Annotated in this window: 27 protein-coding genes and 1 riboswitch; of the genes, 14 read left to right on the top strand and 13 right to left on the bottom strand. The window is 69.8% G+C overall.

Going from position 1 to position 26581, the window contains the following annotated elements; genetic code table 11:
- Positions 1–64: 64 nt before the first annotated feature.
- On the bottom strand, positions 65–466 hold the full coding sequence (locus tag SLUN_RS26455) for a CBS domain-containing protein (protein WP_108152362.1): 402 nt from the start codon (positions 464–466) through the stop codon (positions 65–67).
- 260 nt (positions 467–726) lie between these two features.
- Positions 727–1527 carry a histidinol-phosphatase gene (gene hisN, locus SLUN_RS26460; RefSeq protein WP_108152364.1) on the bottom strand — a complete coding sequence of 267 codons (801 nt, stop codon included), beginning with the start codon at positions 1525–1527 and terminating at the stop codon, positions 727–729.
- A 119-nt stretch (positions 1528–1646) separates the two neighbouring features.
- Between hisN and SLUN_RS26465 the strand changes: the two genes are divergently transcribed.
- Positions 1647–2297 carry a TetR/AcrR family transcriptional regulator gene (locus SLUN_RS26465; RefSeq protein WP_108152367.1) on the top strand — a complete coding sequence of 217 codons (651 nt, stop codon included), beginning with the start codon at positions 1647–1649 and terminating at the stop codon, positions 2295–2297.
- On the opposite strand, the gene SLUN_RS26470 is transcribed toward SLUN_RS26465, so the two are convergent.
- The 4 genes from SLUN_RS26470 to SLUN_RS26485 all read right to left on the bottom strand — a co-directional run bounded on the left by SLUN_RS26470 (position 2263) and on the right by SLUN_RS26485 (position 5873).
- The gene (locus SLUN_RS26470; protein ID WP_108152369.1) at positions 2263–2586 is read right to left on the bottom strand and encodes a DMT family transporter; all 324 of its coding nucleotides are present in this window, start codon (positions 2584–2586) and stop codon (positions 2263–2265) included. The genes SLUN_RS26465 and SLUN_RS26470 overlap by 35 nt on opposite strands.
- Positions 2587–2680: 94 nt before the next feature.
- Positions 2681–3694 (bottom strand): ribosome small subunit-dependent GTPase A, encoded by a 1014-nt coding sequence (gene rsgA, locus SLUN_RS26475; RefSeq protein ID WP_108152371.1) that lies wholly within the window; start codon positions 3692–3694, stop codon positions 2681–2683.
- Positions 3695–3698: 4 nt separating this feature from the next.
- Positions 3699–5015: a 3-phosphoshikimate 1-carboxyvinyltransferase gene (aroA, locus tag SLUN_RS26480; RefSeq protein WP_108152373.1), complete on the bottom strand. Its 1317-nt coding sequence runs from the start codon at positions 5013–5015 to the stop codon at positions 3699–3701.
- Positions 5016–5132: 117 nt separating this feature from the next.
- The gene (locus tag SLUN_RS26485; RefSeq protein ID WP_108152375.1) at positions 5133–5873 is read right to left on the bottom strand and encodes a M50 family metallopeptidase; all 741 of its coding nucleotides are present in this window, start codon (positions 5871–5873) and stop codon (positions 5133–5135) included.
- Between the two features lie 49 nt (positions 5874–5922).
- Here SLUN_RS26485 and SLUN_RS26490 point away from each other — a divergent pair, with 49 nt between their 5' ends.
- The 9 genes from SLUN_RS26490 to SLUN_RS26530 all read left to right on the top strand — a co-directional run bounded on the left by SLUN_RS26490 (position 5923) and on the right by SLUN_RS26530 (position 14416).
- The gene (locus SLUN_RS26490; protein ID WP_108152377.1) at positions 5923–6738 is read left to right on the top strand and encodes an SOS response-associated peptidase; all 816 of its coding nucleotides are present in this window, start codon (positions 5923–5925) and stop codon (positions 6736–6738) included.
- 57 nt (positions 6739–6795) lie between these two features.
- The gene (locus tag SLUN_RS26495) at positions 6796–7440 is read left to right on the top strand and encodes an alpha/beta hydrolase family protein (RefSeq protein ID WP_108152379.1); all 645 of its coding nucleotides are present in this window, start codon (positions 6796–6798) and stop codon (positions 7438–7440) included.
- 237 nt (positions 7441–7677) lie between these two features.
- The gene (locus SLUN_RS26500; protein ID WP_170146612.1) at positions 7678–8343 is read left to right on the top strand and encodes a sigma-70 family RNA polymerase sigma factor; all 666 of its coding nucleotides are present in this window, start codon (positions 7678–7680) and stop codon (positions 8341–8343) included.
- Positions 8340–8660, top strand: coding sequence for a mycothiol system anti-sigma-R factor (rsrA, locus tag SLUN_RS26505; protein ID WP_108152382.1), 321 nt, complete (start codon positions 8340–8342; stop codon positions 8658–8660). Before SLUN_RS26500 ends, rsrA begins: the two co-directional genes overlap by 4 nt.
- A 217-nt stretch (positions 8661–8877) precedes the next feature.
- On the top strand, positions 8878–10251 hold the full coding sequence (locus tag SLUN_RS26510; protein WP_108152383.1) for an HD-GYP domain-containing protein: 1374 nt from the start codon (positions 8878–8880) through the stop codon (positions 10249–10251).
- Between the two features lie 226 nt (positions 10252–10477).
- On the top strand, positions 10478–11737 hold the full coding sequence (locus SLUN_RS26515) for an HD-GYP domain-containing protein (RefSeq protein ID WP_108152384.1): 1260 nt from the start codon (positions 10478–10480) through the stop codon (positions 11735–11737).
- A gap of 96 nt (positions 11738–11833) precedes the next feature.
- The gene (locus tag SLUN_RS26520) at positions 11834–12814 is read left to right on the top strand and encodes a tetratricopeptide repeat protein (protein ID WP_108152386.1); all 981 of its coding nucleotides are present in this window, start codon (positions 11834–11836) and stop codon (positions 12812–12814) included.
- A gap of 60 nt (positions 12815–12874) precedes the next feature.
- On the top strand, positions 12875–13504 hold the full coding sequence (gene def / locus SLUN_RS26525) for a peptide deformylase (protein WP_108152388.1): 630 nt from the start codon (positions 12875–12877) through the stop codon (positions 13502–13504).
- Between the two features lie 174 nt (positions 13505–13678).
- A complete protein-coding gene (locus SLUN_RS26530) occupies positions 13679–14416 on the top strand; it encodes a D-Ala-D-Ala carboxypeptidase family metallohydrolase (RefSeq protein WP_108152390.1) in 738 nt (245 codons plus the stop codon).
- 33 nt (positions 14417–14449) lie between these two features.
- Here SLUN_RS26530 and SLUN_RS26535 read toward each other — a convergent pair whose 3' ends face one another.
- Positions 14450–15418, bottom strand: a complete 969-nt coding sequence (locus tag SLUN_RS26535) for a helix-turn-helix domain-containing protein (protein WP_108152392.1) — start codon at positions 15416–15418, stop codon at positions 14450–14452.
- Between the two features lie 82 nt (positions 15419–15500).
- On the opposite strand from SLUN_RS26535, the gene SLUN_RS26540 reads away from it, so the two are divergent.
- Complete coding sequence (locus SLUN_RS26540; RefSeq protein WP_159100328.1) at positions 15501–15740, top strand: hypothetical protein; 240 nt, start codon at positions 15501–15503, stop codon at positions 15738–15740.
- A gap of 29 nt (positions 15741–15769) precedes the next feature.
- Here the strand turns inward: SLUN_RS26540 and SLUN_RS26545 are convergent, their stop codons facing one another.
- The 6 genes from SLUN_RS26545 to SLUN_RS26570 form a co-directional block, all read right to left on the bottom strand.
- Positions 15770–16789, bottom strand: coding sequence for a ribonucleotide-diphosphate reductase subunit beta (locus SLUN_RS26545; RefSeq protein WP_108152396.1), 1020 nt, complete (start codon positions 16787–16789; stop codon positions 15770–15772).
- A complete protein-coding gene (locus SLUN_RS26550; protein WP_108152398.1) occupies positions 16789–19158 on the bottom strand; it encodes a ribonucleoside-diphosphate reductase subunit alpha in 2370 nt (789 codons plus the stop codon). Before SLUN_RS26550 ends, SLUN_RS26545 begins: the two co-directional genes overlap by 1 nt.
- A 128-nt stretch (positions 19159–19286) precedes the next feature.
- Positions 19287–19412: riboswitch (cobalamin riboswitch) on the bottom strand.
- A 134-nt stretch (positions 19413–19546) separates the two neighbouring features.
- Complete coding sequence (locus SLUN_RS26555; RefSeq protein ID WP_108152400.1) at positions 19547–19744, bottom strand: YbdD/YjiX family protein; 198 nt, start codon at positions 19742–19744, stop codon at positions 19547–19549.
- On the bottom strand, positions 19744–21975 hold the full coding sequence (locus SLUN_RS26560; RefSeq protein ID WP_108152402.1) for a carbon starvation CstA family protein: 2232 nt from the start codon (positions 21973–21975) through the stop codon (positions 19744–19746). The genes SLUN_RS26555 and SLUN_RS26560 overlap by 1 nt, the downstream gene beginning before the upstream one ends.
- Before the next feature lie 121 nt (positions 21976–22096).
- Positions 22097–22315, bottom strand: coding sequence for a CstA-like transporter-associated (seleno)protein (locus SLUN_RS26565; RefSeq protein WP_108152405.1), 219 nt, complete (start codon positions 22313–22315; stop codon positions 22097–22099).
- A gap of 33 nt (positions 22316–22348) precedes the next feature.
- The gene (locus SLUN_RS26570; protein WP_108152407.1) at positions 22349–23113 is read right to left on the bottom strand and encodes a GntR family transcriptional regulator; all 765 of its coding nucleotides are present in this window, start codon (positions 23111–23113) and stop codon (positions 22349–22351) included.
- A 287-nt stretch (positions 23114–23400) separates the two neighbouring features.
- Here SLUN_RS26570 and SLUN_RS26575 point away from each other — a divergent pair, with 287 nt between their 5' ends.
- From SLUN_RS26575 to SLUN_RS26585, 3 genes are all read left to right on the top strand, one after another.
- Positions 23401–24672 carry an extracellular solute-binding protein gene (locus tag SLUN_RS26575; RefSeq protein ID WP_108152409.1) on the top strand — a complete coding sequence of 424 codons (1272 nt, stop codon included), beginning with the start codon at positions 23401–23403 and terminating at the stop codon, positions 24670–24672.
- Between the two features lie 102 nt (positions 24673–24774).
- The gene (locus tag SLUN_RS26580) at positions 24775–25752 is read left to right on the top strand and encodes a carbohydrate ABC transporter permease (protein ID WP_108154948.1); all 978 of its coding nucleotides are present in this window, start codon (positions 24775–24777) and stop codon (positions 25750–25752) included.
- Positions 25749–26579: a carbohydrate ABC transporter permease gene (locus tag SLUN_RS26585; RefSeq protein ID WP_108152411.1), complete on the top strand. Its 831-nt coding sequence runs from the start codon at positions 25749–25751 to the stop codon at positions 26577–26579. Before SLUN_RS26580 ends, SLUN_RS26585 begins: the two co-directional genes overlap by 4 nt.
- Positions 26580–26581: the final 2 nt, after the last annotated feature.

Below are 26581 nucleotides of genomic sequence, written 5' to 3' on the forward strand. Positions count from 1 at the left end.
GGGTCCGGCCCTCTCGTATGCGCACCAGCGCGTGCGAGCCTCGGCAGGTGGGGCCGTACAGGGCCTAGCCGGCCAGGGTCGCCGGGTGCCGCCCGGCCGGAGCCCAGCAGCGGATGATGTCGCGTACGGAGACGATGCCGACGGGCCCGTCGTTGTCGAGCACGATCAGATGCCGGAAGCCGCCGTGCGTCATGGCTTCCGCAGCCTCCTCCAGCGTCCAGGACGGCGCGGCGAATACGACGTCGGTGGTGGTGTGGGTGCCTGCGATCTCGAGGTCGGGGTCCTGTCCCAAGCCCACCGAGGTGAGGATGTCGCGCTCGGTCAGAATGCCCAGCCCGCCGGCGTCGGTGTCGAGGACGACTGCTGCGCCGATACGGCGGGCGGCCATCAGGCGGGCGGCCTGGCGGAGTGTGTGTGCGGGTCCGATGGTGAGGACCACCGTGCTCATGGCGTCACGGACGAGCATTGATGGAGCCACCTCCTTGGTGGATCGGCCGTTCGGGAACCGATTCACAAGTTCACAAGTGGGGGGACTCTCAGAGTCGCAGTGTTGCGGGGCGGCAGCAAGGGGGCGCGCGCCGCCGGTTGGGCGGCGCGCGGAAGCTGATGGAATCGGTGTATGCGCCCGTCGGCGCGGGTGAACCGAAACTGCCCGGTCAGCGCCCCTGGGCCAGTACGAAGCCGTCAGTACCGCTCGTTCGGCGCCCGGGGATCCGTACCACTCGGTCAGTACCGCTGGTTGAGATAGCCGAGCAGTTCCTCGTGCAGCAGGCCGTTGGACGCCGCCGCGTTGCCGCTGTGCGGACCCTTGCGTCCGTCGAGACCGGTGAACGATCCGCCCGCCTCCTGGACCACGATCGCGGTCGCCGCCATGTCCCACAACGACAGCTCCGGCTCGGCACAGATGTCCACCGAACCCTCGGCGACCATCATGTACGGCCAGAAATCGCCGTAACCGCGCGTGCGCCAGCAGGCCCGGGTCAGGTCCATGAACCCGTCGAGCCGCCCCGACTCCTCCCAGCCCGTCAGCGACGAGTACGCGAACGAGGCATCCGGGATCCGGCCGACCTTGGAGACCCGCAGCCGGCTCGCGGAGGTCAGACTGCGGCCCGTGTACGCGCCGCCGCCCTGCGCGGCCCACCAGCGGCGGCCCAGCGCCGGGGCCGAGACCACACCCACGACCGGCTGGTAGCCGCCCTCTCCCTGCACCATCAGCGAGATCAGCGTCGCCCACACCGGCACACCGCGTACGTAGTTCTTGGTGCCGTCGATCGGGTCGATGACCCAGCGGCGGGGGCCGGTGCCCTCGATGCCGTACTCCTCGCCGAGGATCGCGTCCCGCGGCCGTGCCCGCTTGAGCTGCCCGCGGATCAGCTCCTCCGCCCCCTTGTCGGCCTCGCTCACCGGGGTCATGTCCGGCTTGGTCTCCACCTTGAGGTCCAGGGCCTTGAACCGGTCCATGGTGGCGGCGTCCGCGGCGTCCGCGAGGACATGGGCGAGACGCAGATCATCGTGGTAGTCGGGCATGGTCGTCACTCTATCGGGGCTGTTGCGGCCCATCCCGGGTCCCTGTCCGGCAGGGCTATTGACACCGGAGGGCCGCGCGTCAACTCTGTGCGCAGGGCCGCACGGCCTGGGAGGCGACGATGCCTACAGCGCGAGAGTCCCTACTGAACGCCGCTCTCGCGGCGCTCGCAGACCTGCCCTGGTCAGGGGTGCGAATGGTCGATGTCGCGTCCGCCGCCGGGGTCTCCCGGCAGACCCTCTACAACGAGTTCGGCAGCAAGGACGGCCTGGCCCGCGCGCTGGTGCGGCGCGAGGCCGACCGCTATCTCCATGGCGTGGAGCGGGTGCTCGCCGAACGGACCCCGGCAGCGGACCGGCTGGTGGCGGTCGCCGAGTGGACCGTCGAAGAGGCCAGGGCGAAGCCGCTGCTGCGGGCCCTGCTCACAGGCTGCTGGGGCGAACGGCTGCCAGTGCCCAAGCCCGCCCGCCGCGGTGCCGCGATGTCCGGAGTGCCCGCCCAGCGCCGCGCGGACGTCGGGCTGCCAGCCCCGGCCGAGCTGGTCGCGGCCGTACGGGACCGCTCGATCGCCGCGCTGGTCCCGGGCCGTCACGACGGCCGTGCGAAGGAGGAGTCGGCCGATCTGGCGCACCGCTGCGAGCTGGCCGTGCGGCTCGCGCTCTCCTATGTGAGCGCGCCCGTCGGTTATGTGAGCGCGCCCGTCGGTGAGGAGCTCGGTGTACTGGTGCGGGCCGCGGTCAGTGCGACGAGCCCGAGAGCTGCAGACCGATGACGCCGATGATCACCAGCGAGATCGAGACGATCTTGAGGGTGGAGACCAGGTCGTCGAGGAAGACCATTCCGTAGATCGCGGTTCCCGCGGCGCCGATGCCGGTCCACACGGCGTACGCGGGACCCACATCGAGCTTCTTCAGCGCGAGCGTCAGCAGCCCGAAGCTTCCCAGCGCGAAACTGGCGAAGGCGATCGTCGGCCAGAGCCTGGTGAAACCGTGCGACAGCTTGAGGCAGACCGCGAAGCCCGTCTCGAGAAGCCCGGCGACCACCACCAGCAGCCACGCCATGGTCCCTGCCTCCCGCATCGGTCGGTGACTGCTTCGTCGGGCTCTGGTGCGAGTATGCACTTACCAGCATCCGCGGGCCGCAAACGTCGGTGGGTCAGTCGCCTTCGCGTCGCTCCCGAGTGGCGAGCAGCCGCCGCAGTGAGTCGAGCCGCGCCGGATCCGCGTGCCCGTCGGCCACCCACTGGTCCAGCGCGCAGTCGGGCTCGTCATGACTGCAGTTGCGCGGACAGCCCTCCGTACCCGGTACGAGATCGGGGAAGGCGAGGATCACCCGGGACGGATCGACATGGTGCAGCCCGAAGGAACGCACACCCGGGGTGTCGATCACCCAGCCGCCCTCCTTGTCCGCCAGCGGCAGGGCGAGCGCGGAGGTGGTGGTGTGCCGGCCGCGGCCGGTGACCGCGTTGACCAGGCCGGTGCTGCGTCGGCGCTCAGGCGGTACGAGGGCGTTGACCAGGGTCGTCTTGCCCACGCCGGAGTGGCCGACGAACACGGTGGTCCGGCCCTTGAGGTGTTCATGGACCCGCTCGGCGGCGACGCCGTCAACGAATTCGTCGCGGGTGGTGACGATGTGGGGGACGCCCAGCGCGCCGTACTTCTCCAGCAGCTCGTCCGGCGAGGCCAGATCGGACTTGGTCAGGACAAGCAGCGGCGTGAGCCCGCCGTCGTACGCCGCGACGATGCAGCGGTCGATCAGCCGCGGCCGTGGTTCGGGGTCGGCCAGAGCCGTCACGATCGCCAGCTGGTCGGCGTTGGCGACGACCACGCGCTCGAACGGATCGTCGTCGTCGGCCGTGCGGCGCAGGACGGACTTGCGCGGCTCGATACGGACGATGCGGGCGAGGGTGTCCTTCTCGCCGGAGAGGTCGCCGACGATGCCGACGCGGTCGCCGACCACCGCCGCCTTGCGGCCCAGTTCGCGGGCCTTCATCGCCATGACGACACGGTCGTCGACGAGGCAGGTGAGCCGGCCCCGGTCGACGGTGAGGATCATGCCCTCGACCGCGTCCTCGTGCTTGGGGCGGATGTTGGTCCGCGGGCGGTTGCCCTTGCGGTTGGGGCGGACGCGGATGTCGTCCTCGTCGGGGTTCTTGCCGTAGCGGCGCATGTCCTCAGGCCCCGAGCATTCCGGCCCACATCCGCGGGAAATCGGGGAGCGTCTTGGCGGTGGTCGCGACGTTCTCGATCTGTACGCCGTCGACCGCGAGGCCGATGACCGCGCCGGCCGTGGCCATGCGGTGGTCGTCGTACGTATGGAAGACGCCGCCGTGCAGTGGGCGCGGGCGGATACGGAGGCCGTCCTCGGTCTCGGTGACATCGCCGCCGAGTTCGTTGATCTCCTTGGTGAGAGCCGCGAGGCGGTCCGTCTCATGGAGGCGCAGATGGGCGACGCCGCGCAGCGTGGAGGGGGAGTCGGCGAGCGCCGCCACCGCCGCGATGCCCGGGGTCAGCTCGCCGACCTCGCCGAGGTCGACGTCGATGCCGTGGATACGGCCGGAGCCGGTGAAGATCAGACCGCCGTCCGTCAGCTCGCAGGAGCCGCCCATCTCGGTGAAGATCCGGCGCAGCGCGTCACCGGGCTGGGTGGTGCGTTCGGGCCAGTCGGGGATGGTGACCCGGCCGCCGGTGACCAGCGCGGCCGCGAGGAACGGCTGGGCGTTGGAGAGATCCGGCTCGACGGTCAGGTCACGGCCGAGCAGGGCGGAGGGGGAGACCCGCCAGACATTGGGCTCACCGCCGGTCTCGGGCTCGTCCACCTGGGCGCCGACGGCGCGGAGCATGTCGACGGTCATCCGGATGTGCGGCATCGAGGGGAGCCTGCCGCCGATGTGCCGTACCTCCACCCCCTGGTTGAAGCGCGGCGCGGACAGCAGCAGGGCCGAGACGAACTGGGAGGACGAGGAGGCGTCGATCTCGACGGGGCCGCCGTCCAGCGCCCCGCTGCCGAACACCGTCATCGGGAGCGAGCCGCGGCCGTCGTCGTCGATCCTGGCGCCGAGCACGCGCAGGGCGTCGATCACGCCGCCCAGCGGGCGCTCGTACGAACGGGGGTCGCCGTCGAAGCGGACCGGGCCGTCGGCCAGCGCGGCGACGGGGGGCAGGAAGCGCATCACCGTACCGGCGTTGCCGACGTCGATCGTGGCGGGACCGTGCAGACCGGAGGGGATGACGCGCCAGGTCTCGCCCTCGCCGTCGGGTCCTACGCCCTCCTCGATGCCGACGCCGAGCGCGCGCAGCGACTCGGCCATCAGGAAGCTGTCGCGGGAGCGCAGCGGGCGGCGCAGCCAGCCGGGTTCGGCGGCGAGAGCGGCGAGCACCAGCGCCCGGTTGGTGACCGATTTGGATCCGGGCACGGTGACCGTCGCTTCGACGGCTCCGGTCGCAGATGGGGCGGGCCAGAGGGCGGGGTGCACGGAGCTTTCGGTCATGGCCATCACTTTAGTGGCTCGACGAAGAGCCAGATCTTGATCAAATATGGCGAAACCGGGGCGTAATCGGAGGATGGTAGAGGCGCGGTAGCGGCGCTTTCCCGGTCCCGAGAGGCCCTAGAGGCCGAGCAGCCAGCGACCGCCGCCGATCAGTGAACAGAGTGACACGGCGTGGAAGAGGAACAGCCACATGGCGGCAGGCACATGGGTCAGCCGGGAGAGCTGATCGGCGTCCGAGTCCGGGGCCCCGCCGTGACGGCGCTTGGACTGGAGCTCGAAGGCCGGTCGTACGCCACCGAGCAGCAGGAACCAGACGGCGGCGTAGGCGAAGGCGGCCTGTACCTCGGGCTCTGTCAGCCACGAGACCAGGAGGAAGGCGGCACCGGTGAGGATCACGGTGAGGGCGCCGTACGCGTTGCGGATCATCACCAGCATCGCGAGGAGCAGCGCGGTGGCCAGCCAGAGGAGCAGCGTGATGTGGTGCGCGGCGAGCAGCCAGGCGCCGCCGAGGCCGAGCAGCGGCGGCGCGGTGTAGCCCGCGGCGGCGGTCAGGATCATGCCGAGGCCGGTCGGCTTGCCGGCGCTGACGGTGAGACCGCTCGTGTCGGAGTGCAGTCGGATGCCGTCGAGGCGGCGGCCGGTGAGCAGGGCGACGAGGCCGTGGCCGCCTTCGTGGGCGATGGTGATCGCGTTGCGGGAGAGGCGCCAGAGGGGGCGGGGTATGACGGCGCCGAGGGCGACCAGGCCGGTGATGATGACGAGCCACTCGTCGGGAACGGGCTGAGCGCCGAAGACGCGGTCCCACAGACTGCTGAAGGATGAGCTGGTGAGGATGGGGGCGGGGTCGGTGCTGGCCATTTCTCGGGCGGCTCCTCGGGCGGCGGGCGGGAGTGGCAGTCTGGCACTTATGTGCGGACGGTATGCAGCGAGTCGTAGGCCCGAGGATCTCGCGGGACTCTTCGAGGTCGAGAAGTGGGAGCCGGAGGAGACGCTGGCGCCCGACTGGAACGTGGCCCCCACGAAGGAGGTCTACGCGATTCTCGAGCGCCCTGTTAAGGACGCCGAGGACCGCAGTCCGGTTCGCCAGCTGCGGGCGCTGAAGTGGGGACTCGTGCCTTCGTGGGCGAAGTCCCCGGAGGGCGGGGCGCGGATGATCAACGCGCGGGCGGAGACGCTGCACGAGAAGCCGTCGTTCCGCAGGCCCTTCGCCGCGCGGCGGTGCATTCTTCCGGCGGACGGCTATTACGAGTGGGTGACCGGGGTCACGGAGCGGGAACTCGAGGTCGAGGGGAAGAAGAAGCGGCCGCGGAAGCAGCCGTACTTTGTGACCCCGTCCGACGGGTCCGTCTTCGCGATGGCGGGGCTGTACGAGTTCTGGCGCGACCGCACGCTGGCGGACGAGCATCCGCAGGCGTGGTGGGTGACGTGCTCGGTGATCACGACGGAGGCGGAGACGGGGCCGCTGGGCGTGGCGCCCGCGGAGGGGCCGCGTTCGCTGTCGGACATCCACCCGCGGATGCCGCTGATGCTGACGCCCGACCGGTGGGACGCGTGGCTGGACCCGTCCAGGACGGACGTGGAGGAGCTGCGGGGGATGCTGGAGGCGCCGCCGGGTGGGCTGATGAGGGCGTATCCGGTGACGACGGCCGTGAGCAATGTGCGGAACAACGGGCCTGAGCTGCTGGAGGAGCTGGCGGCGCCGGAGGTCGGGACGCTGTTCTGACCGCGGGGTGGCGTTGTGCGGGGTGGGAGAGGCTTCCCGGGCCGCAAGAGCGGCAGGATGGGGCTCGTGAGTCGCATCGAGATGGTGGAGACAGCCGCCGGTGACGCGCGCGTCACCTGGTACCCGGCCGAGCGGGCGCAGCTGGTGCTTGCGCTCGGTCACGGGGCCGGGGGCGGGATCGGAGCGCGGGATCTGCAGGGGATCGCGGGAGTGCTGCCCGCGGACCGGGTCACCGTTGCGCTCGTGGAGCAGCCGTGGCGGGTGGCCGGGAAGAAGGTGGCGCCCGCGCCCAAGACCCTCGATGTGGGGTGGCGCGGCGTCTGGCCGCTGCTCGAGAAGCCGGGGCTGCCCGTCGTCAGCGGTGGGCGCAGTGCCGGGGCGCGGGTCGCCTGCCGGACCGCTCAGGAGCTCGGTGCCGTCGGTGTGCTCGCGCTGAGCTTCCCGCTGCATCCGCCCGGCAGGCCCGAGAAGTCCCGTGCGGAGGAGCTCCTCGGAGCCGGGGTGCCGACCCTCGTCGTACAGGGCGGCAACGATCCCTTCGGGAAGCCCGAGGAGTTCCCCGACGGCGCCTACGAGCTGGTGGTAGTCCCGTACGGGGATCACGGGTTCGCCGTGCCCAAACGGGCGGGAATGCGGGAGACCGAGGTCGTGAGCATCATCACGGACGCGGTCGCCGCGTGGGCCCGTGGGCTACGGGAATGATGAGCCGTTTACCACTGTTGTGGGGGGTGTCGGAACGACATTAGACAGAGCATGGAGTAGGGAGTCCCACGCATGGGTTCGACCATCTGCCCGAGCCGCTCGCACGCCGCTGACCTGGAGTGGACGGTGCTTTCCGCGGCAAAGACCGTCCCTGCTCGGGCGGCGGGCGGAGCGGATCGTCGTCTATCCTCCGATTCGAGCGGGTCCGCATTGGGCCTCGCGACATCGTTGGAGGAGGTGGGTCCGGTCACTGGGACCGACGCAGGGACCGACGACGGCCAGGCGGAGCAGTCCGAGGAGACGACCGCCGAGCGCAATTCCCGCTTCGAGCGGGACGCCCTCGGTTACCTCGACCAGATGTACTCGGCCGCGCTGCGCATGACGCGCAATCCGGCCGATGCCGAGGATCTCGTGCAGGAGACGTATGCCAAGGCGTACGGCTCCTTCCACCAGTTCCGCGAGGGCACGAACCTCAAGGCGTGGCTGTACCGGATTCTCACGAACACTTTTATCAACTCGTACCGCAAGAAGCAGCGCGAGCCCCAGCGCAGCGCCGCCGAGGAGATCGAGGACTGGCAGCTCGCACGCGCCGAGTCGCACATGTCCACGGGGCTGCGCTCCGCCGAGTCGCAGGCGCTGGACCATCTGCCGGATTCGGACGTCAAGTCGGCACTCCAGGCGATCCCCGAAGAGTTCCGCATCGCGGTCTATCTCGCCGACGTAGAGGGCTTTGCGTACAAGGAGATCGCGGACATCATGGGAACACCCATCGGTACGGTGATGTCCCGACTGCACCGTGGCCGCCGTCAACTGCGCGGCATGCTGGAGGACTACGCCCGTGACCGCGGGCTCGTCCCGGCCGGTGCAGGAGAGTCGAACGACGCGAAAGGCTCAGGCTCATGAGCTGCGGAGAGCCGCACGAGACAGACTGCTCAGAGGTCCTGGACCATCTCTATGAGTTTCTCGACCATGAGATGCCCGACAGCGACTGCACCAAGTTCGAGGTGCACTTCGAGGAGTGCTCACCGTGCCTGGAGAAGTACGGTCTGGAGCAGGCCGTGAAGAAGCTGGTCAAGCGGTGCTGCGGACATGACGATGTGCCCGCCGATCTGCGGGCCAAGGTCATGGGGCGCATCGATCTGATCCGGTCGGGGCAGGCCGTGCCCGACCACGATGTGACGGTCGCCGGCGCGGAGCTGCCGGGCGTCGCCACCGAGTAGGCACGGCACAGGTCAGCAGACTCGAAGGTGCGCCGCGGTTGTCGCGGCGCACCTTTCTTGTCTGCGGCGCACCTCTTCTTTCTTTCGTGCATGTCTCGCGCAGTTGTCCCCCGCGTATACGGCGTGTGTCACCCGTAGGTGCGAATAGCCGGCTTCAGCCCGCCGTGCACCCCTCAACTCGCTAGCCTGGCCCTCGATTTGAGGAGAGGGCTGGGCAGTGAGAGCCATACCCACGGCGGCACGCGCGTACATTCTGTGCGCGGTGCTGTGCGCTGCGGCGTGCACGCTGCCTCTGCTGCGTCCGGGCGCCGCGGTGCCCTGGAGCAGCGTGCTGCTGCTGGCCGGGCTGTACGCGGTGTGCGAGATGCCCGCCCGGTCTCGCTACCTCGGCGGCTCGGTGCCGGTGGGCGCCGGATCCTTCTTCCCCGTACTGCTCGCGGCGGCGTTTCTCCTGCCGCCCGCCGCGGCCGCGCTCGTCGCCGTGCCCGGCGCGCTGGTGGGGCGGGTGGACAAGCGCCCTGCCGCAGTACGCCGGATCTGGCGGGCGGCGCAGCCGGCGCTGGCGACCTGGGGCGCGGCGCAGGCGTATCTGCTGCTCGACGGGGCGCGGACGCTGAGAGCGCCGGACTTTCCGTACGCGCTGGTACCGGCGGCGGCCGGGGCGCTCGCCTTCTGCCTGGTGCTGACCGCGCTCGACGGCGGCATCCTCGCCACCGCGGAGCGAGTGCCCGTACGGACCGCCTGGCGCGGGCTGCTGCTGCGCTCGCTGGCGCCGCACTGTGTGCACGGGCTGGCCGGACTGATGATGGCGGTGCTGTGGCGCAGCCCGTACGGGCCGCTCTCCGCGCTCTTCGTACTGCTGCCGATGTACATCTCCTGCTGGATCTTCGCGCAGTACCACCGTGAGCGCGCGGCCCATCAGGCGACGATCCGGGCGCTGGTGCAGGCGGTCGACCTCAAGGACAAGTACACCCGTGGGCACAGCGAGCGGGTGGGGCGGGCGTCGGTGCTGATCGCGCGCGAGCTGAGCATGGACGAGCGGCGGCTGGAGGTGCTCCGGTTCGCCGGGATCCTCCACGACGTGGGGAAGCTCGGCGTGCCGACGCGGGTGCTGCGCAAGGACGGACCGCTGACTCCGGAGGAGCGGCGGGTGATCGAGCTGCACCCGGAGTACGGGCACGAGATGGTGCGCGGCATCGGGTTCCTGGGGGAGGCACGGGCGGCGATCCTGCACCACCACGAGCGGCTCGACGGGAGCGGGTATCCGTACGGGCTTGCCGGGGGCCAGATCCCGGAGTTCGCGCGGGTGGTGGCGGTGGCGGACGCGTTCGACGCGATGACCTCGACGAGGTCGTACCGGCGGGCGCGGCCGGTGGGGGAGGCGCTGGAGGAGCTGAGGCGCTGCGCGGGGACGCAGTTCGACCCGCAGATGGTGCGGGCCCTGGCGCGGGCGCTGAAGCGGCACGGATGGGAGACGGCGGTGACGGCGGACGAGGCGGGCGCAGCGCCGGCGCCGCGCGAAACGTCCCGCCACAACCGGTGCGGGTGGTGGCGCGGGGGGGCCCGGGCGCCGGGCGGCGGGCCGGGGTGAGGGCGGAGTTTCCCCACCCCGCCCCTTCCCGAAACAGGGGCAGGCCCCCCGGCCCCCGGGGGCGGATCGCCCGGCCTGTGGCGGGCGCGGGCGCGTCGCGCCGGGGGCCGGGGGGGGCGGGTTCGCGCTGTCGCCCGCGGGCCGCCGTGGCCTGCGGCGCCACCGTGGTGTGCGAGCCACCGGAGCGCCGGGCACCAACCGCCCCTGCCACCTCAGCAGGTGCGGCGTGACACGGCCCACCGGGCTCGTTGTCGGCGTTGTGTACACCGCCGCCGCACTGCTCACCGCCGGCGGGCTCGCGTGGACGCTCTGGTTCGGCGTGGAACAGCCCGGGAACGCCCTTGCGTTCGGAGCTCTGATAGCCGTCGGGGAGTTCGCCCGGTGGGGTGCGCTGCCCGGGGAGCGGGAGCCCGCGCCGCTCGGGGCCGCCGGGGCGCTGGCGTATGCGCTGCTCGGGGAGTGTGCGGGGGAGCCCACCACGCATGGGGTGCTTCAGGTCGTCGCCGTCGTCGTCGCGGCCGCGCTCGCCGGGGCCGTACCGCATGTCGCGCGGGGGAGCGGGCCCGCGCTCGATCATGTGGCGCGGCGGGTGCTGACCGTAGGGTTCGCCGCCGTGTGCTTTCAGCCGCTCTACAACTCCGGGGAGTTGGGCAAAGCCGTCGGGCACGGCGTGTACTACGCCGTATTCCTCCTCGTGCTGCTCGTCCTCACCGCCCTCTGCGACGCCGTCCTCGCCGCCGCGATGCTCCGGGCCCGCACCCGCTATCCGTACGGGCCCCTCCTCCGCGACGAGCTGAGAGCCCTCCTCGGCATCGGCTCCGCCGTCTGCGCCACCGGAGCCGTCATGGCCCTCTCCGTCGCCGTCGCCGGGCTCTGGGCGCTGCCCGTCTTCTGCGTACCGCTCCTCCTCACCCAGCTGTCCTTCCGCCGGTACGCCGCCGTCAGGACCACCTACCGGCAGACCATCGCCTCCCTCGCCCGGGCCACCGAGATCGCCGGGTACACCCAGCCGGGTCACGCCCGCAGGGTCGCGGCGCTCAGCACCGCCGTCGGGCGTGAGCTGGGGCTTTCCGGGCCCGATCTGACGGTTCTGGAGTACGCGGCGCTGATGCACGACATCGGGCAGCTCTCCCTCGTGGATCCGGTTCCGGACGGGGCCACCGCCCCCCTGCCCGTCGCCGAACAGCGCCGGATCGCCCTGCTCGGGGGCGCGGTGGTACGCCAGACCGGCGTCCCCGCGGCCGTCGCCGTCGTCGTGGAGCGGCAGGCCGATCCGTACCGCGAGCAGCCGCTCCCCGCCCGGATCGTCCGGGCCGTCAACGCATACGACGATCTGGCCGGGGGAAGCGGAGGAACAGCGGGCGGTGCGCTCACCGCACTCGAACGGCTGCGGCTCGGCACCGGCCACGACTACCAGCCGGAGGTTGTGGAATCGCTTGCCAGAGTCCTCGCACGAGGCGGTCTGGCCCCGGTCCCACCTGGGTAACCCATGGGTAATGAGCGAGCCTGTGACCGGGCATGGTTGGATGCGAAGAAGAGGGTGTCCGGGGGCAGAGGCCCGAGCGACCGGCAGGCGGGAATCGTGAGGATCTTCGGGAAGGTACGGCATAGGCCCTCCGCCTCGTGGCGGCAGGCCACGGACCGCGCGTTCACGCTGATCGGCGACGGCCGGTACGAGGACGCGGGAGCGCTCCTGACACGGGCGGCGGATCTTGAGCCCTGGCTCTCCGAGTCCTGGTTCAACCTGGCGCTGCTGCACAAGTTCCGGCACGACTGGGAGCAGGCGCGCGCCGCCGGCCTGCGGGCCGTCGCGCTGCTGGACAAGGAGACCGGCGCCCCCGACTGGTGGAACGTCGGGATTGCCGCCACCGCCCTGCAGGACTGGCCGCTGGCCCGTCGCTCCTGGCAGGCGTACGGACTCAAGGTGCCCGGCGCGGCCGCCGCCAACGGCGAGCCGGTCGGCATGGAGCTGGGCAGCGCCGCCGTCCGCCTCTCGCCCGAGGGCGAGGCCGAGGTGGTGTGGGGCCGCAGGCTCGACCCGGCACGGATAGAAGTGCTCTCCATCCCGCTGCCGTCCTCCGGGCGCCGCTGGGGCGAGGTCGTCCTGCACGACGGCGTGCCCCACGGCGAGCGCACCACCACCGCGGGCCCCTCCTACCCCGTCTTCGACGAGATCGAGCTCTGGGCTCCCTCGCCCGTTCCCACCTGGGTGGTCCTCCTCGAGGCCGCGACGGAGGCCGACCGGGACGCCCTGGAGCGGCTCGCCTCCGACGCCGGATTCGCCGCCGAGGACTGGTCCTCGTCCGTACGGCTGCTGTGCCGGTCCTGTTCCGAGAGCCGGATGCCCAGCGCCGAGGGTGAGGGCGAGCACCTCGACCCGCACGACCACAGCGAGCCCGGCCACCCCGGGCCGCTGGGCCACCGCACGGCCGGCGACATGTGGTCCCCGGAGCGCGAGTGCGGCATCGCGGCCCCCGCCGGTCTCGTGCGGGGCCTGCTGGACGGCTGGGTCGCCGACAGCCCCGACTCCCGCGAGTGGCGGGATCTCGAGGAAGTCTGCTGATTCCTGGCCAGTAGGCTGTACGGGTCGGATTCGGGTTTTCAGGAAGGCGCAGAAGCGGACATGGCGCAGCAGCAGACGGACGAGCAGGTGAACGACGGCTTCGTCGTCGACACGGAGGACTGCGAGGAGCGCGAGCTGGCGTACCGCGAGCGCGGCACTGCGCGCTCGATCACGGTCGTCGGCAATCCCGTGCTGCACAAGGAGTGCAAGGACGTCACCGAGTTCGACGACAGGCTCGCCGCGCTGATCGACGACATGTTCGCCAGCCAGAAGGCGGCGGAGGGCGTGGGCCTGGCCGCCAACCAGATCGGCGTGGACCTGAAGGTCTTCGTGTACGACTGCCCGGACGACGACGGCGCGCGCCACACCGGGGTCGTCTGCAACCCGGTCCTGGAGGAGCTGCCGCCGGAGCTGCGCGTCCTCGACGACGCCAACGAGGGCTGCCTCTCCGTTCCGACGGCGTACGCCTCGCTGGCCCGCCCCGACCACGCGGTGGTGCACGGCCAGGACGCCGAGGGCAACCCGATCAAGGTGCGCGGCACGGGGTACTTCGCCCGCTGCCTGCAGCACGAGACGGACCACCTGTACGGCTACCTGTACATCGACCGGCTCTCGAAGCGGGACCGCAAGGACGCGCTGCGGCAGATGGAAGAGGGCACGCCGCGGTACGAGACGGTCCCGAACCTCTGAGCCGCCGGAACCTCTGAGCTGTTCGCGGCGACGGGACCCGCTCCCCGGGAGCGGGTCCCGCCGCCGTCATTGGGCGGACAAATGACGCCCCACGAGACCCTGTTGACGCGCGTCGACCGTCCCGTCAGTCTCTGCGGTACACCGCTCTCACGGTTCTCACCGTATGGAGGCCCGATGTTCCGGCGTACCTCACGATTCCTTCTCTCATTTGTCATGCTCATGGCTGCAGCGCTGGCCGGGGTCGTGGCCACGGCCGGCACCGCCCAGGCGGACGGCTGCTACACCTGGTCGCGCACGCTCTCCCAAGGGGCGAACGGCGCCGATGTCACCCAGCTGCAGATCCGGGTCGCCGGGCATCCGGGCTCCGGCGGCGTGCTCGCCATCGACGGCGACTACGGTCCGGCGACCACCGCGGCGGTCAAGCGGTTCCAGTCGGCGTACGGACTCGGCTCCGACGGCGTCGCGGGGCCCGCCACCTTCTCCAAGCTCTACGCGCTCCAGGACGACGACTGCACGCCCGTCCACTTCGGCTACGGCGAGCTCAACGACTGCAACAGCACCTGGGCCGGCGGGGCGGTGAGCGCGGCGACCGCGAAGTCCAACGCGCTGCGCACGATGTGGAAACTGGAGGCTCTGCGGCATGCGCTCGGCGACCAGCCGGTCACCGTGACCAGCGGATTCCGCTCGCAGGCCTGCAATGACGCCGTCGGCGGCGCGGCGGGCAGCCGTCATCTGTACGGCGACGCGGCGGATCTGGGCGCGGGCCCGCACTCCCTGTGCAAGCTGGCGCAGCAGGCCCGCAGCCACGGCTTCAACGGGATCCTGGGCCCGGGATACCCGGGCCACAGCGACCACACGCATGTCGACCACCGCGCGAGCCGCTTCTGGTCGGCATCGAGCTGCGGTATCTGACCGCGGTGTCCGATCTCTGACCGCGGGATGCGATCAGGCGACCCCGCGCACCGGCCCCCGGAAGGTGCGGCGGTATGCGTTCGGCGTGGTGCCGAGCGTACGGAGGAAATGATGGCGCAGGCCGGCCGCGTTGCCGAATCCGGCGCGGCCGGCGATCGCGTCCACCGTGTCGTCGGTCGACTCCAGCAACTCCTGTGACAGCAGCACCCGTTGGCGCAGCAGCCAGCGGTAGGGAGTGGTGCCCGTCTCCTGCTGGAAGCGGCGGGCGAAGGTGCGCGGCGACATGTGCGCCCGGTCGGCGAGCTGCTCGACGGTCAACTCACGGTCCAGATGCCGCTCCATCCAGGACAGGACGTCGCCGACCGTGTCGCACGAGGTGCGCGGCAGCGGGCGCTCGATGTACTGCGCCTGGCCCCCGTCGCGGTGCGGCGGCACCACCATCCGGCGGGCGACCTGGTTGGCGATCTCGGGGCCGTGCTCCTGGCGTACGACATGGAGGCAGGCGTCGATCGCCGCCGCGGTGCCGGCCGAGGTGATCACCGGACCCTCGTCGACGTACAGCACATCGGGGTCGACGAGCGCCCGCGGATGACGGCGGGCCAGCGCCTGGGTGTGCCGCCAGTGGGTGGTGCAGTGGCGGCCGTCGAGCAGTCCGGCGGCGCCGAGGACGAACGCGCCGGTGCAGACGCTGAGCACCCGGGCGCCGCGGTCCACGGCGCGTCGCAGCGCGTCGAGGAGCTCCTCGGGGTAGTCGCGAACCTCGTACGAGCCACCGGTGGGGATGGCGATGAGATCGGCCTCCTCCAGCCGTTCGAGGCCGTACGGAGTACTGATCGTGAACCCGGCGTGCGTGCGCAGGGTGGGGCCCTCGGCGGAGACCGCGGCGAAGTCGTAGACGGGCAGTCCGTCGTCGCCGCGGTCGAGGCCGAACACCTCGCTGACGACGCCGAGCTCGAAGGGATGCACCTCGTCCAGCAGGACGGCAGCCACGTTTTTCAGCATGGAACCAGTGTGGCAGTAATTCGATGGTTGCTGACAGTCCTGCCACTGACTTCTTTGCGCCGAGAGGACGACAGTGAAGGACATGAACACATTCCTGAGCTACCTCTTCGTAGCCGCCCTGTTCGCGCTGATCACGCTTCCCTCGTTCGTCGGGTTCGCCAGGGACCGTGTCATCGACCGCCAGCTGCGTCGGGCCGCGCAGCGTCGGACGCAGCGGCGGGTCTCCGCGCAGGACCCCGCGCCTGCATCGAGGCTCATGGTGGGGATCCGTCCCAAGCCCTGCTCCTCAAACGCCGGCGGGGCTGGAGTTGCCGGCGTTTGAGGTGAGGGCCGAAGGGCGTTTTACGGGGTCTAGAAGTCGTCGTCGAAGCCGACCGAGCCCTCGACCGCCACCTGGTACGCGGACGGACGGCGCTCGAAGAAGTTCGTCAGCTCCTGGACGCCCTGCAGCTCCATGAAGGAGAACGGGTTCTCCGAGCCGTACACCGGAGCGAAGCCCAGCCGCGTGAGGCGCTGGTCGGCGACGCACTGGAGGTACTCGCGCATCGACTCGGTGTTCATCCCCGGCAGCCCGTCACCGCACAGGTCTCGGCCGAACTGCAGCTCCGCCTCCACGGCCTCCCTGAGCATGTCGGTGACCTGCTGCTGGAGCGCGTCGTCGAAGAGCTCCGGCTCCTCCTTGCGGACCGTGTCCACGACCTCGAAGGCGAAGTTCATGTGCATCGTCTCGTCCCGGAACACCCAGTTGGTGCCGGTGGCCAGGCCGTGCAGCAGGCCGCGCGAGCGGAACCAGTAGACGTACGCGAACGCGCCGTAGAAGAACAGGCCCTCGATGCAGGCCGCGAAGCAGATCAGGTTCAGCAGGAAGCGGCGGCGGTCGGCCTTCGTCTCCAGCCGGTCGATCTTCTCGACAGAGTCCATCCACTTGAAGCAGAACTGGGCCTTCTCCCGGATGGAGGGAATCTCCTCGACCGCGTCGAAGGCGGCCGCCCGGTCGTCCGGGTTGGGCAGATAGGTGTCGAGCAGCGTCAGATAGAACTGGACGTGCACGGCCTCCTCGAAGAGCTGGCGCGAAAGATACAGCCGCGCCTCGGGGGAGTTGATGTGCTTGTAGAGCGTGAGCACCAGGTTGTTGGAGACGATCGAGTCGCCCGTCGCGAAGAAGGCGACAAGGCGGCCGATCATGTGCTGCTCGCCCGGCGTGAGCTTGGCGAGGTCGGCGACGTCGGAGTGGAGGTCGACCTCCTCGACGGTCCAGGTGTTCTTGATCGCGTCGCGGTAGCGCTCGTAGAAGTCCGGGTAGCGCATCGGACGGAGGGTCAGCTCAAAGCCCGGGTCGAGGAGGTTCTTTTCGGCGTTCGGGGTGGTCATCACTGGCAGGCCTCGCAGGACTCGGGGTTTTCGAGAGAGCAGGCGATCGCGTCGGCGTCGGGCGCGGAGGCCTGCTGCACGGGGATGGGAGCGGACTGAGCGGCGCGGGCGATGCGCGTCGCCGGGCGGGAGCGCAGGTAGTACGTCGTCTTCAGCCCCTGCTTCCAGGCGTACGCGTACATCGAGCTGAGCTTGCCGATCGTCGGCGTCTCCAGGAACAGGTTCAGCGACTGGCTCTGGTCCAGGAACGGCGTACGGGCCGCCGCCATGTCGATCAGGCCGCGCTGCGGGATCTCCCACGCCGTGCGGTACAGCGCGCGGACTTCGTCCGGGATCCAGCTGAAGCCCTGCACCGAACCGCTGGACTCGCGCAGCGCCTCACGGGTCTGCGCGTCCCATACGCCGAGCTTCTTCAGCTCCGCCACCAGGTAGCCGTTGACCTGGAGGAACTCACCGCTCAGCGTCTCGCGCTTGAAGAGGTTGGAGACCTGCGGCTCGATGCACTCGTACACACCGGCGATCGAGGCGATGGTCGCGGTCGGCGCGATGGCGAGCAGCAGGGAGTTGCGCATACCGCTCGACGCGACCCGGGCGCGCAGCGCGTCCCAGCGCTCCGGCCAGTTGAGCTCGGCGTCGTAGTGGTCGGGGTGCAGCACGCCACGGGCCGCACGCGTCTGGGACCAGGCGGGCAGCGGGCCGTTGCGCTCGGCGAGTTCGCAGGACGCCTCGTAAGCGGCGAGCATGATCCGCTCGGCGATCTTCGTGGAGAGCGCCTTCGCCTCGGGCGAGCCGAAGGGCAGGCGGAGCTTGAAGAAGACGTCCTGGAGACCCATCGCGCCCAGGCCCACCGGGCGCCACTTGGCGTTGGAGCGGCCGGCCTGCTCGGTCGGGTAGAAGTTGATGTCGACGACGCGGTCGAGGAAGGTGACGGCCGTACGGACGGTCTCGTCCAGCCGCTCCCAGTCGATGTCTCCCGACGCGAGCACGAACGAACCGAGGTTGACCGAGCCGAGGTTGCAGACGGCCGTCTCCCCGTCGTCCGTCACCTCCAGGATCTCGGTGCACAGGTTCGAGGAGTGGACGACCCTGCCCGGCTCGGCGGTCTGGTTGGCCGTGCGGTTCGAGGCGTCCTTGAACGTCATCCAGCCCTGGCCCGTCTGGGCGAGCGTCCGCATCATCCGGCCGTACAGTTCACGGGCCGGCATGGACTTCTGCGCAAGACCCGCGGCCTCCGCCTTGCGGTACGCGGCGTCGAACTCGTCGCCCCACAGGTCGACCAGCTCCGGCACATCGGCAGGCGAGAACAGCGACCAGTCGCCGTCGGCCTCGACGCGGCGCATGAATTCGTCCGGGATCCAGTGCGCGAGGTTCAGATTGTGCGTACGCCGGGCGTCCTCACCGGTGTTGTCGCGCAGCTCCAGGAACTCCTCGATGTCGGAGTGCCAGGTCTCCAGGTAGACGGCGGCGGCGCCCTTGCGCCGGCCGCCCTGGTTCACCGCGGCGACCGAGGCGTCGAGGGTCTTGAGGAACGGGACGATGCCGTTGGAGTGCCCGTTGGTGCCGCGGATCAGCGAACCGCGCGAGCGGATACGGGAGTAGGAGAGGCCGATGCCGCCCGCGTGCTTCGACAGCCGCGCCACCTGGTGGTAGCGGTCGTAGATCGAGTCGAGCTCGTCCAGCGGCGAGTCCAGCAGATAGCAGGAGGACATCTGCGGGTGGCGGGTGCCGGAGTTGAAGAGCGTGGGGGACGAGGGGAGGTAGTCCAGTCGGCTCATCAGGCCGTACAGGGCGGCGACCTCGTCCAGGGCGCGGGTGCTGTCGTTCTCGGCGAGCCCGCAGGCGACGCGCAGCATGAAGTGCTGGGGCGTCTCGATCACCTGACGGGTGATCGGGTGGCGGAGGAGGTAGCGGCTGTAGAGGGTGCGCAGCCCGAAGTAGCCGAAGCGGTCGTCGGCGGCCCGGTCGATGAGGGAGTCGAGGCGTGCGGTGTGCAGCGTCACGAACTCGGCCGTACGGTCGGCGATCAGACCCTCACGGTGCCCCACCGCGACGGAGGCGGAGAACGACACCGCGCCCTGTCCGGCTGCCTCGTCTGCGATATGACGGGTCAGCAGACGAGCGGCGAGCCGCGAGTAGGCCGGGTCCTCGGAGATCAGCCCCGCGGCAGCGTCGGTGGCCAGGCTCCGGAGCTCGGCCGCGTCCGATCCGGCGTGCCGGCCGCGCAGCGCGGCGGCGGCGACCCGTCCCGGGTCGGTGTCCGGCAGATCGGCGGTGAGATCGGTCAGGGTCCGCAGAAGCGCGGTCCCGGGGCCGTCGGCCACCTGCTGCTCAAAGATGCCTGAAGCCGGATCGGCTGGCGCGATGGTCACGTGGGGCTCTCCCTCGCTCGGCTCTGGGCCGACGGGGGTTGGGGGCACGGGCGCACGCCACGGGGGACGGCTCACCGCGTCCACCGGCCCAACCGCGAGGCCCGGACGTCTCGGCACCCGGTTCGGTCGAGCCGGGTGCACCGTCGGCAGGTCCTCGGACTGGCGGGGCACGACAAAGCGCACCACATCACACCGTTGCGGGACAGTTCCGGATTCGCACCGGATTCCCCTGCGTCGACAGCGAGCATGAGCATACATGTGGGGGCCGCTGGATGAAGCAGCCCCCACATGTTGTGTGTCGCGTCGTGCGCCGGCAACTCAAGCCTCGCCGGCGATTGAGCCGCGGGGTCCGGGGCGGAGCCCCGGTTGCCCGTCGTAGGTCACCCGGTCAGCAGCAGCGGAACCCTTCGCGCGGATCCGCCTCCCGTGCGTCCATCCGGCTGCGCTCGAACTCCCGCCGGGTCATGACCTCGGCGGCCGGGTCGCAGGACCTCGTGTGGGCGACGTACTTGTCGTACACCGCCTCGCCGGACAGCTCGTGCACGTACCAGCGGACCCGGTCCGCGGCGCGTCGCAGTCCGGCCATCACGGCGAGCCGGTCCCGGCCGGCACCTCGGCCGGGGCGTGGGCGGGCTCCTTGCGGATGCCGCCTCCGGCCCCCAGCCCGGCCGCCACCAGTTCGGCCTTCTCCTCCGGGGTGGGGAACATGCCGGCCGGGGCGACCAGTTCGGACTCGGTGTGCGGGACCTCGGAGAGCCGTATGCCCTCCGGGCTGCGGACGGCCTTGAAACAGACCCGGGCCGCATCGGCGATGACCACGATGATGAGAATCGCGAAGAGGGCCGAAAGCACGCCGTCGACGGTGGAGTTGGTGACGACGGTGTGCATGTCGTCGACCGTCTTCGCGGGTGGCAGCACCTTGTCGGCGTCGATCCCCGCCTGGTACTTGTCCCGTTGGGCGAAGAAGCCCACCCGGGGGTCGTCCGAGAAGATCTTCTGCCAGCTCGCGGTGAGCGTGACGGCGGCGTCCCAGGCGAGTGGAACCGCGGTGACCCAGGCCCACTTGAGGCGGCCGGACTTGATGAGCAGCGTGGTGCAGACGGCCAGTGCCACGGCGGCCAGCAGCTGGTTGGCGATGCCGAACAGCGGGAACAGCTGGTTGATGCCGCCCAGCGGGTCGTGCACGCCGACCCAGAGGAAGTAGCCCCAGCCGCCCACGACGACCGCGCTGGCGAACCAGACGCCCGGCTTCCAGCTGACCTGGCGGAACGGCTTGTAGACGTTGCCCAGCATGTCCTGGAGCATGAAGCGGCCGACCCGGGTGCCCGCGTCCACCGTGGTGAGGATGAACAGCGCCTCGAACATGATCGCGAAGTGGTACCAGAACGCCTTCATCCCTGCGCCGCCGATGACGGCCGAGAAGATCTCCGACATGCCGAGCGCGAAGGTCGGCGCACCGCCGGTACGCGACAGCAGGCTGGCCTCCTCGACGTCCGCGGCGGCCTTCGCCAGTGCATCGGGCGAGATGGTGAAGCCGAGGCCGGCCACCGCCTCGGACGCCGACTGGACCGTGGTTCCGACCACACCGGCGGGGGAGTTGATCGCGAAGTACAGGCCGGGGTCGATGATGCAGGCCGTGATCATCGCCATGATGGCGACGAACGACTCGGTCAGCATGGCCCCGTAGCCGATCATCCGGATCTGCGTCTCCTTCTGGATCATCTTCGGGGTCGTACCCGAGGAGACCAGGGAGTGGAAGCCCGAGAGCGCGCCACAGGCGATGGTGATGAAGACGAAGGGGAACATCGAGCCGGCGAAGACCGGCCCGTCGCCGCGGCTCGCGAACTCCGTGACCGCGTCCATCTTCAGCGTCGGCAGGGCGATGACGACGCCCAGCGCCAGCAGCACGATGGTGCCGACCTTCATGAAGGTCGAGAGATAGTCGCGGGGCGCGAGCAGCATCCAGACCGGGAGTACGGAAGCGAAGAATCCGTACACCACCATCCAGATGACCAGCGTGCCCGGCTCCAGCGTGAAGGTGTCGGCCCACGACGACTCGGCGACCCAGCCGCCCGCGACGATGGCGAGCAGCAGCAGCGAGACGCCGATGAGCGAGACCTCGGTGACCTTGCCCGGCCGCAGGATGCGCAGGTAGACACCCATCAGCAGGGCGATCGGGATGGTCATGCCGATGGAGAAGACGCCCCACGGCGAATGCGCCAGGGCGTTGACGATGACCAGCGCCAGCACGGCGAGCAGGATGATCATGATGGCGAAGACCGCGATCAGCGCGGCCGCCCCGCCGAACGGTCCTATCTCGTCGCGGGCCATCTGCCCCAGCGACTTGCCGTTGCGCCGCGTGGAGAAGAACAGCGTCACCATGTCCTGGACCGCGCCGGCGAAGATGACGCCGACGATGATCCAGATCGTGCCGGGCAGATAGCCCATCTGCGCGGCGAGGACCGGGCCGACCAGCGGGCCCGCGCCCGCGACCGCCGCGAAGTGGTGCCCGAAGAGCACCCGGCGGTCGGTGGGGTGGAAGTCGACACCGTTGTCGAGCCGCTCGGCCGGGGTGGCCCGGGTCTTGTCGACCTTCAGTACGCGATGGGCGATGAAGCGTGAGTAGAAGCGGTAGCCGATCGCGTACGAGCCGAGTGCGGCCGCGAGCATCCAGGCGGCCGAGATCTCCTCACCGCGGGAGAGCGCGAGCACGGCCCAGCCGGCCGCGCCCACGAGCGCGACGAGCGACCATATGACGATCGACTTCGGAGCGAGGCCTCTCCGCGCTGTGTTCGGTGGTGCTTCCGGCTCTGGCATGGTGCAACCGTCCCCTCGCTGATCACCTGTTGTAATGCGCAGGAAATCTAGGCGAGCGTTTCGTGCAGCGTCACCCCCCGTCCGCATATCGGTACGACAACGCTTTCGCGTTCAACCGCCCTCAGCAGCAGCGGAATCCCCCACTCGGGTCCGACTCCTGGCGGTCCGTCCGCATCCGCTCGAATTCCCGCCGGGACAGCACGGACACGGCTGGATCGCGCGAGCGGGCATGCGTGACATATCTGCCGTACGCCGACTCGTCCATCAATTCCCGCACGTACCACCGCACCGCGCCGGCGGCCCGCCGCAGCCCGCCGCTCAGCGTCCCGCGCCCGAGCATCCCGCGCCTCCGTCCAGCCGGCCGTCGGCCGGGTCAGTCCTGCGGCCGCTGCAGCCGCGCCACGAACTTGTACCGGTCGCCGCGGTACACCGAGCGGACCCACTCCACCGGCTCGCCCTGCGCGTCCAGCGAGTGGCGCGAGAGCATCAGCATCGGCAGGCCCACGTCCGTACCGAGCAGCCCGGCCTCGCGCGGGGTGGCCAGCGAGGTCTCGATCGTCTCCTCGGCCTCTGCCAGCCGGACGTTGTACACCTCCGCCAGCGCCGTGTAGAGCGAGGTGTACTTCACCAGGCTGCGGCGCAGCGCCGGGAAGCGTTTGGCCGACAGGTGCGTCGTCTCGATCGCCATCGGTTCACCGCTCGCCAGCCGCAGCCGTTCGATCCGCAGCACCCGTCCGCCCGCCGAGATGTCGAGCAGCCCGGCCAGCGTGTCGTCGGCCGTGACGTACCCGATGTCCAGCAACTGCGAGGTGGGCTCGAGGCCCTGGGCCCGCATGTCCTCGGTGTACGAGGTGAGCTGAAGCGCCTGTGAGACCTTGGGCTTGGCGACGAATGTGCCCTTGCCCTGGATCCGCTCGAGCCTGCCCTCGACGACCAGTTCCTGGAGCGCCTGCCGCACCGTCGTGCGCGAGGTGTCGAACTCGGCGGCGAGCGTGCGCTCCGGCGGCACCGGCGTGCCGGGCGGGAGAGTTTCGGTCATGTCGAGCAAGTGGCGCTTGAGCCGGTAGTACTTGGGCACACGCGCGGTACGGGTCACCGCTCCGCCCTCGGCCTCCGTGCCGCCCCCGTCCGTGGTCATGGCCCGCCTTCCCGATGCTGCTGCCGTCACCGGCTCCTCCGTCTGTCGCGGCTCACATGGTGGCACGGTCCGGTCACGGGTCGTCGCCCTCCCTCAGGTGTCGGTCCGATAACGGAGGCGACAGCCCTTCTTATACACCCTTGACACCCCTAAAGGTCTAGGCCAAGCTCCGAGTACTGGTCTAAACCATTAAAGACCAGGTCCCAGCCCCACGAGCAGTACTCGGCGCATGTCTCCGTATGTCTTTGCGGTGGGCGGGGGGTTGCAGCATCCCTGAGGAGGGTGGCGTGAAGCGCAAGCTCATCGCGGCAATAGGCGTCGCGGGCATGATGGTCGGTATTGCCGCGTGTGGCTCGGACGACGGTGGCGAGAACAAGGCGGGGGCCGACGGCTTCAAGGGCCAGACCCTGACGGTCTGGGCGATGGACGGCTCGACGCCGGACCAGTGGCAGAAGGACCTCAGCGCCGAGTTCGAGAAGAAGACCGGCGCGACGGTCAAGTTCGAGGTCCAGCAGTGGAACGGCATTCAGCAGAAGCTGACCACGGCCCTGTCCGAGGAGAACCCACCGGACGTTTTCGAGATCGGCAACACCCAGACCGCGGCGTACGCCAAGACCGGCGGCCTCGCCGACCTCGGCGAGCTCAAGAAGGAGATCGGCACGGACTGGTCCGAGATCCTGAACAAGGCCTCGGTCGTGGACGGCAAGCAGTACGCCGCCCCCTGGTACTTCGCCAACCGCGTGGTCATCTACAACAAGGCGGTCTTCAAGGAGGCGGGCATCGCCGCGCCGCCGAAGACCCGTGACGAGTTCTTCGCGGCGCTCGACAAGATCAAGGCCAAGGGCAAGGAGCCGCTGTACCTGCCCGGCCAGAACTGGTACTTCTTCGACGGCCTCACCATCGGCAAGGGTGCCGAGCTCGTGAAGAAGGACGGCGACAAGTGGGTCTCCAACCTGGACGACCCCAAGATCGCCGAGGCCGCCGAGCTCTACAAGAAGTACCAGGCCTACTCCAAGGCCCCCAAGGACAAGGACGAGGCCACCCCGCAGCAGGCCGACGTCTTCGCCAAGGGCAACGTCGGCGCCTTCATCGGCATGGGCTGGGAAGCCGGCACCGCCATCAAGGCCAACCCGGCCATCGAGAAGGAGATCGGCTACTTCACCATCCCCGGTGAGACTGCCGACAAGCCCGAGGGTGTCTTCCTCGGCGGCTCCAACCTCGCCGTCGCCGAAGGCAGCAAGAAGCAGGATCTCGCCAAGGAGTTCCTCAAGCTGGCCCTCTCCGACAAGTTCGAGGGCCAGCTCGCCAAGCTGAACGGCGTCATCCCGAACAAGGAGTCGCTCAACTCCAACCTGACGGGCAACGCGGTCGCCGAGGCTGCCGCTCCGTCCGCCAAGGTCGGTGGTACCACCCCGCTGATCCCCGAGTGGGCCGCGGTGGAGAACGCGCCGAACCCGATCAAGACCTACCTGACGGCGGTCCTGAACGGTAAGAGCCCGGCCGACGCTGCCAAGCAGGTCGAGGCCGAGTTCAACAAGCGCCTCGCGCAGAAGCAGTAAGGGTGCGCTGCCAGGGACGGACTCCCACGCGAGTCCGTCCCTTGGCAGCCGACTGCGTTTTCACAGCGCCTGGTTCGTAGCGCCTAGGAAGAGATGGCGAGCATGACCGTGCAGACCGAACGGCCGCCCTCCGGCCCGACGGAGGTACTCACGACCCTCGAGGGTCCGGGCGAACCCCCGGCGCGCGGCAGAGCGGCCGCACTCGCGCCCTATTTGCTGCTGCTGCCCCCCGTGGCCGTCACCGTGCTGTTCCTCGGCTGGCCGATGGTGAAGAACGCGCTGCTGTCGTTCCAGAACCTCAATATGCGGCAGCTGATCCAGCATCTCACCGAGTGGAACGGCGTCGACAACTACCAGGAGATCCTGGGCAGTTCGGACTTCTGGCGGGTCACGGGACGCTCGATCGCCTTCACCGGCGTGAATGTCGTCCTGATCATGGTGCTCGGCACTCTCGTCGGACTGCTGCTCGCGCGCCTCGGCCGGCGGATGCGGGTCACCCTGCTCATCGGCCTGGTGCTCGCCTGGGCCATGCCGGTCATCGCCGCGACCACCGTCTACCAGTGGCTCTTCGCCGCGCGGTTCGGTGTCGTCAACTGGGTGCTGGACAAGGCCGGTTTCCACTCCATGGCGGAGTACAACTGGACCGGCAGCCAGCTCTCCACCTTCTTCGTGATCACGGTCCTGATCGTCTGGCAGTCGATCCCGTTCGTCGCGATCAACCTGTACGCCGCGACGACGACCATCCCCAAGGAGCTCTACGAAGCAGCCTCGCTGGACGGCGCCGGCGCCTGGAAGAGCTTCACCTCGGTGACCCTGCCGTACCTCAGGCCGTTTCTCTTCGCGACGGTGTTCCTCGAAGTCATCTGGGTCTTCAAGGCCTTCGCCCAGGTATTCGCGATCAATCAGGGCGGTCCGGACCGGCTCACCGAGATCCTGCCCGTGTACGCCTTCGTCGAAGGCGTCGGCAACCAGCACTACGGGATGGGCGCGGCGATCTCGCTGCTCACCATTCTCATCCTGCTCGGCATGACCTCGTACTACCTCCGGATCGTTCTCAAGCAAGGGGAGGACGAGCTGTGAAGCGCTCACTGCCCGGCCGTATCTGGCCCAACGCGACGGCCGTCGTACTCGTCATCGGCTTCGTCTTCCCCGTGTACTGGATGTTCGCGACGGCCTTCAAGCCGACCCCGGACATCGTCTCCGAGGACCCGGTCTGGTTCCCGGTGGACATCACCTTCGAGCACTTCAAGACGGCCGTGGACGCCGACAACTTCTGGACGCTCGTCGGCAACTCGCTCACCGTCACCGTCCTCGCTGTGGTGTTCTCCCTGGTGCTCGCGCTGGCGGGAGCGTTCGCGCTCGCCCGGATGCGCTTCAAGGGCCGCCGGGGCTTCATCGTCGGCTTCATGGTCGCCCAGATGGCCCCGTGGGAAGTCATGGTCATCGCGATCTACTTCATCGTGCGCGACGCGGACATGCTCAACAGCCTGATCCCGCTGACCCTCTTCTACATGGTCATGGTGCTGCCCTTCACCCTGCTCACGCTGCGCGGCTTCGTCGCGGCCGTGCCCAAGGAGCTGGAGGAGTCGGCCATGGTCGACGGCTGCACCCGCCGGCAGGCGTTCGTGAAGGTGATCCTGCCGCTGCTCGCGCCCGGTCTGATGTCGACCTCGCTCTTCGGCTTCATCACCGCGTGGAACGAATTCCCGATGGTGCTCATCCTCAACAAGGACGCGGAGTACCAGACGCTGCCGCTGTGGCTGTCCCAGTTCCAGACCCAGTTCGGCGACGACTGGGGAGCCACCATGGCCGCCTCCACTCTGTTCGCGATCCCGATTCTGGTCCTCTTCGTCTTCCTGCAGCGCAGGGCGGTCAGTGGTCTGGCCGACGGCGCGGTGAAGGGATAACA

Source organism: Streptomyces lunaelactis, assembly GCF_003054555.1.
GTDB lineage: Bacteria > Actinomycetota > Actinomycetes > Streptomycetales > Streptomycetaceae > Streptomyces > Streptomyces lunaelactis.

Bases quoted from the DNA above. Each gene is read 5' to 3' on its own strand.
- SLUN_RS26530 (WP_108152390.1), top strand. From the start codon at position 13,679: ATGTTCCGGCGTACCTCACGATTCCTTCTCTCATTTGTCATGCTCATG.
- SLUN_RS26565 (WP_108152405.1), bottom strand. From the start codon at position 22,315: ATGCTCGGGCGCGGGACGCTGAGCGGCGGGCTGCGGCGGGCCGCCGGC.
- rsgA (WP_108152371.1), bottom strand. From the start codon at position 3,694: ATGCGCCGCTACGGCAAGAACCCCGACGAGGACGACATCCGCGTCCGC.
- SLUN_RS26470 (WP_108152369.1), bottom strand. From the start codon at position 2,586: ATGGCGTGGCTGCTGGTGGTGGTCGCCGGGCTTCTCGAGACGGGCTTC.
- SLUN_RS26570 (WP_108152407.1), bottom strand. From the start codon at position 23,113: ATGACCACGGACGGGGGCGGCACGGAGGCCGAGGGCGGAGCGGTGACC.
- SLUN_RS26465 (WP_108152367.1), top strand. From the start codon at position 1,647: ATGCCTACAGCGCGAGAGTCCCTACTGAACGCCGCTCTCGCGGCGCTC.
- SLUN_RS26580 (WP_108154948.1), top strand. From the start codon at position 24,775: ATGACCGTGCAGACCGAACGGCCGCCCTCCGGCCCGACGGAGGTACTC.
- hisN (WP_108152364.1), bottom strand. From the start codon at position 1,527: ATGCCCGACTACCACGATGATCTGCGTCTCGCCCATGTCCTCGCGGAC.
- SLUN_RS26540 (WP_159100328.1), top strand. From the start codon at position 15,501: ATGAACACATTCCTGAGCTACCTCTTCGTAGCCGCCCTGTTCGCGCTG.
- SLUN_RS26535 (WP_108152392.1), bottom strand. From the start codon at position 15,418: ATGCTGAAAAACGTGGCTGCCGTCCTGCTGGACGAGGTGCATCCCTTC.
- aroA (WP_108152373.1), bottom strand. From the start codon at position 5,015: ATGACCGAAAGCTCCGTGCACCCCGCCCTCTGGCCCGCCCCATCTGCG.
- SLUN_RS26485 (WP_108152375.1), bottom strand. From the start codon at position 5,873: ATGGCCAGCACCGACCCCGCCCCCATCCTCACCAGCTCATCCTTCAGC.
- SLUN_RS26455 (WP_108152362.1), bottom strand. From the start codon at position 466: ATGCTCGTCCGTGACGCCATGAGCACGGTGGTCCTCACCATCGGACCC.
- SLUN_RS26545 (WP_108152396.1), bottom strand. From the start codon at position 16,789: ATGACCACCCCGAACGCCGAAAAGAACCTCCTCGACCCGGGCTTTGAG.
- def (WP_108152388.1), top strand. From the start codon at position 12,875: ATGGCGCAGCAGCAGACGGACGAGCAGGTGAACGACGGCTTCGTCGTC.
- SLUN_RS26560 (WP_108152402.1), bottom strand. From the start codon at position 21,975: ATGCCAGAGCCGGAAGCACCACCGAACACAGCGCGGAGAGGCCTCGCT.
- rsrA (WP_108152382.1), top strand. From the start codon at position 8,340: ATGAGCTGCGGAGAGCCGCACGAGACAGACTGCTCAGAGGTCCTGGAC.
- SLUN_RS26495 (WP_108152379.1), top strand. From the start codon at position 6,796: ATGGGGCTCGTGAGTCGCATCGAGATGGTGGAGACAGCCGCCGGTGAC.
- SLUN_RS26490 (WP_108152377.1), top strand. From the start codon at position 5,923: ATGTGCGGACGGTATGCAGCGAGTCGTAGGCCCGAGGATCTCGCGGGA.
- SLUN_RS26555 (WP_108152400.1), bottom strand. From the start codon at position 19,744: ATGGCCGGACTGCGACGCGCCGCGGACCGGGTCCGCTGGTACGTGCAC.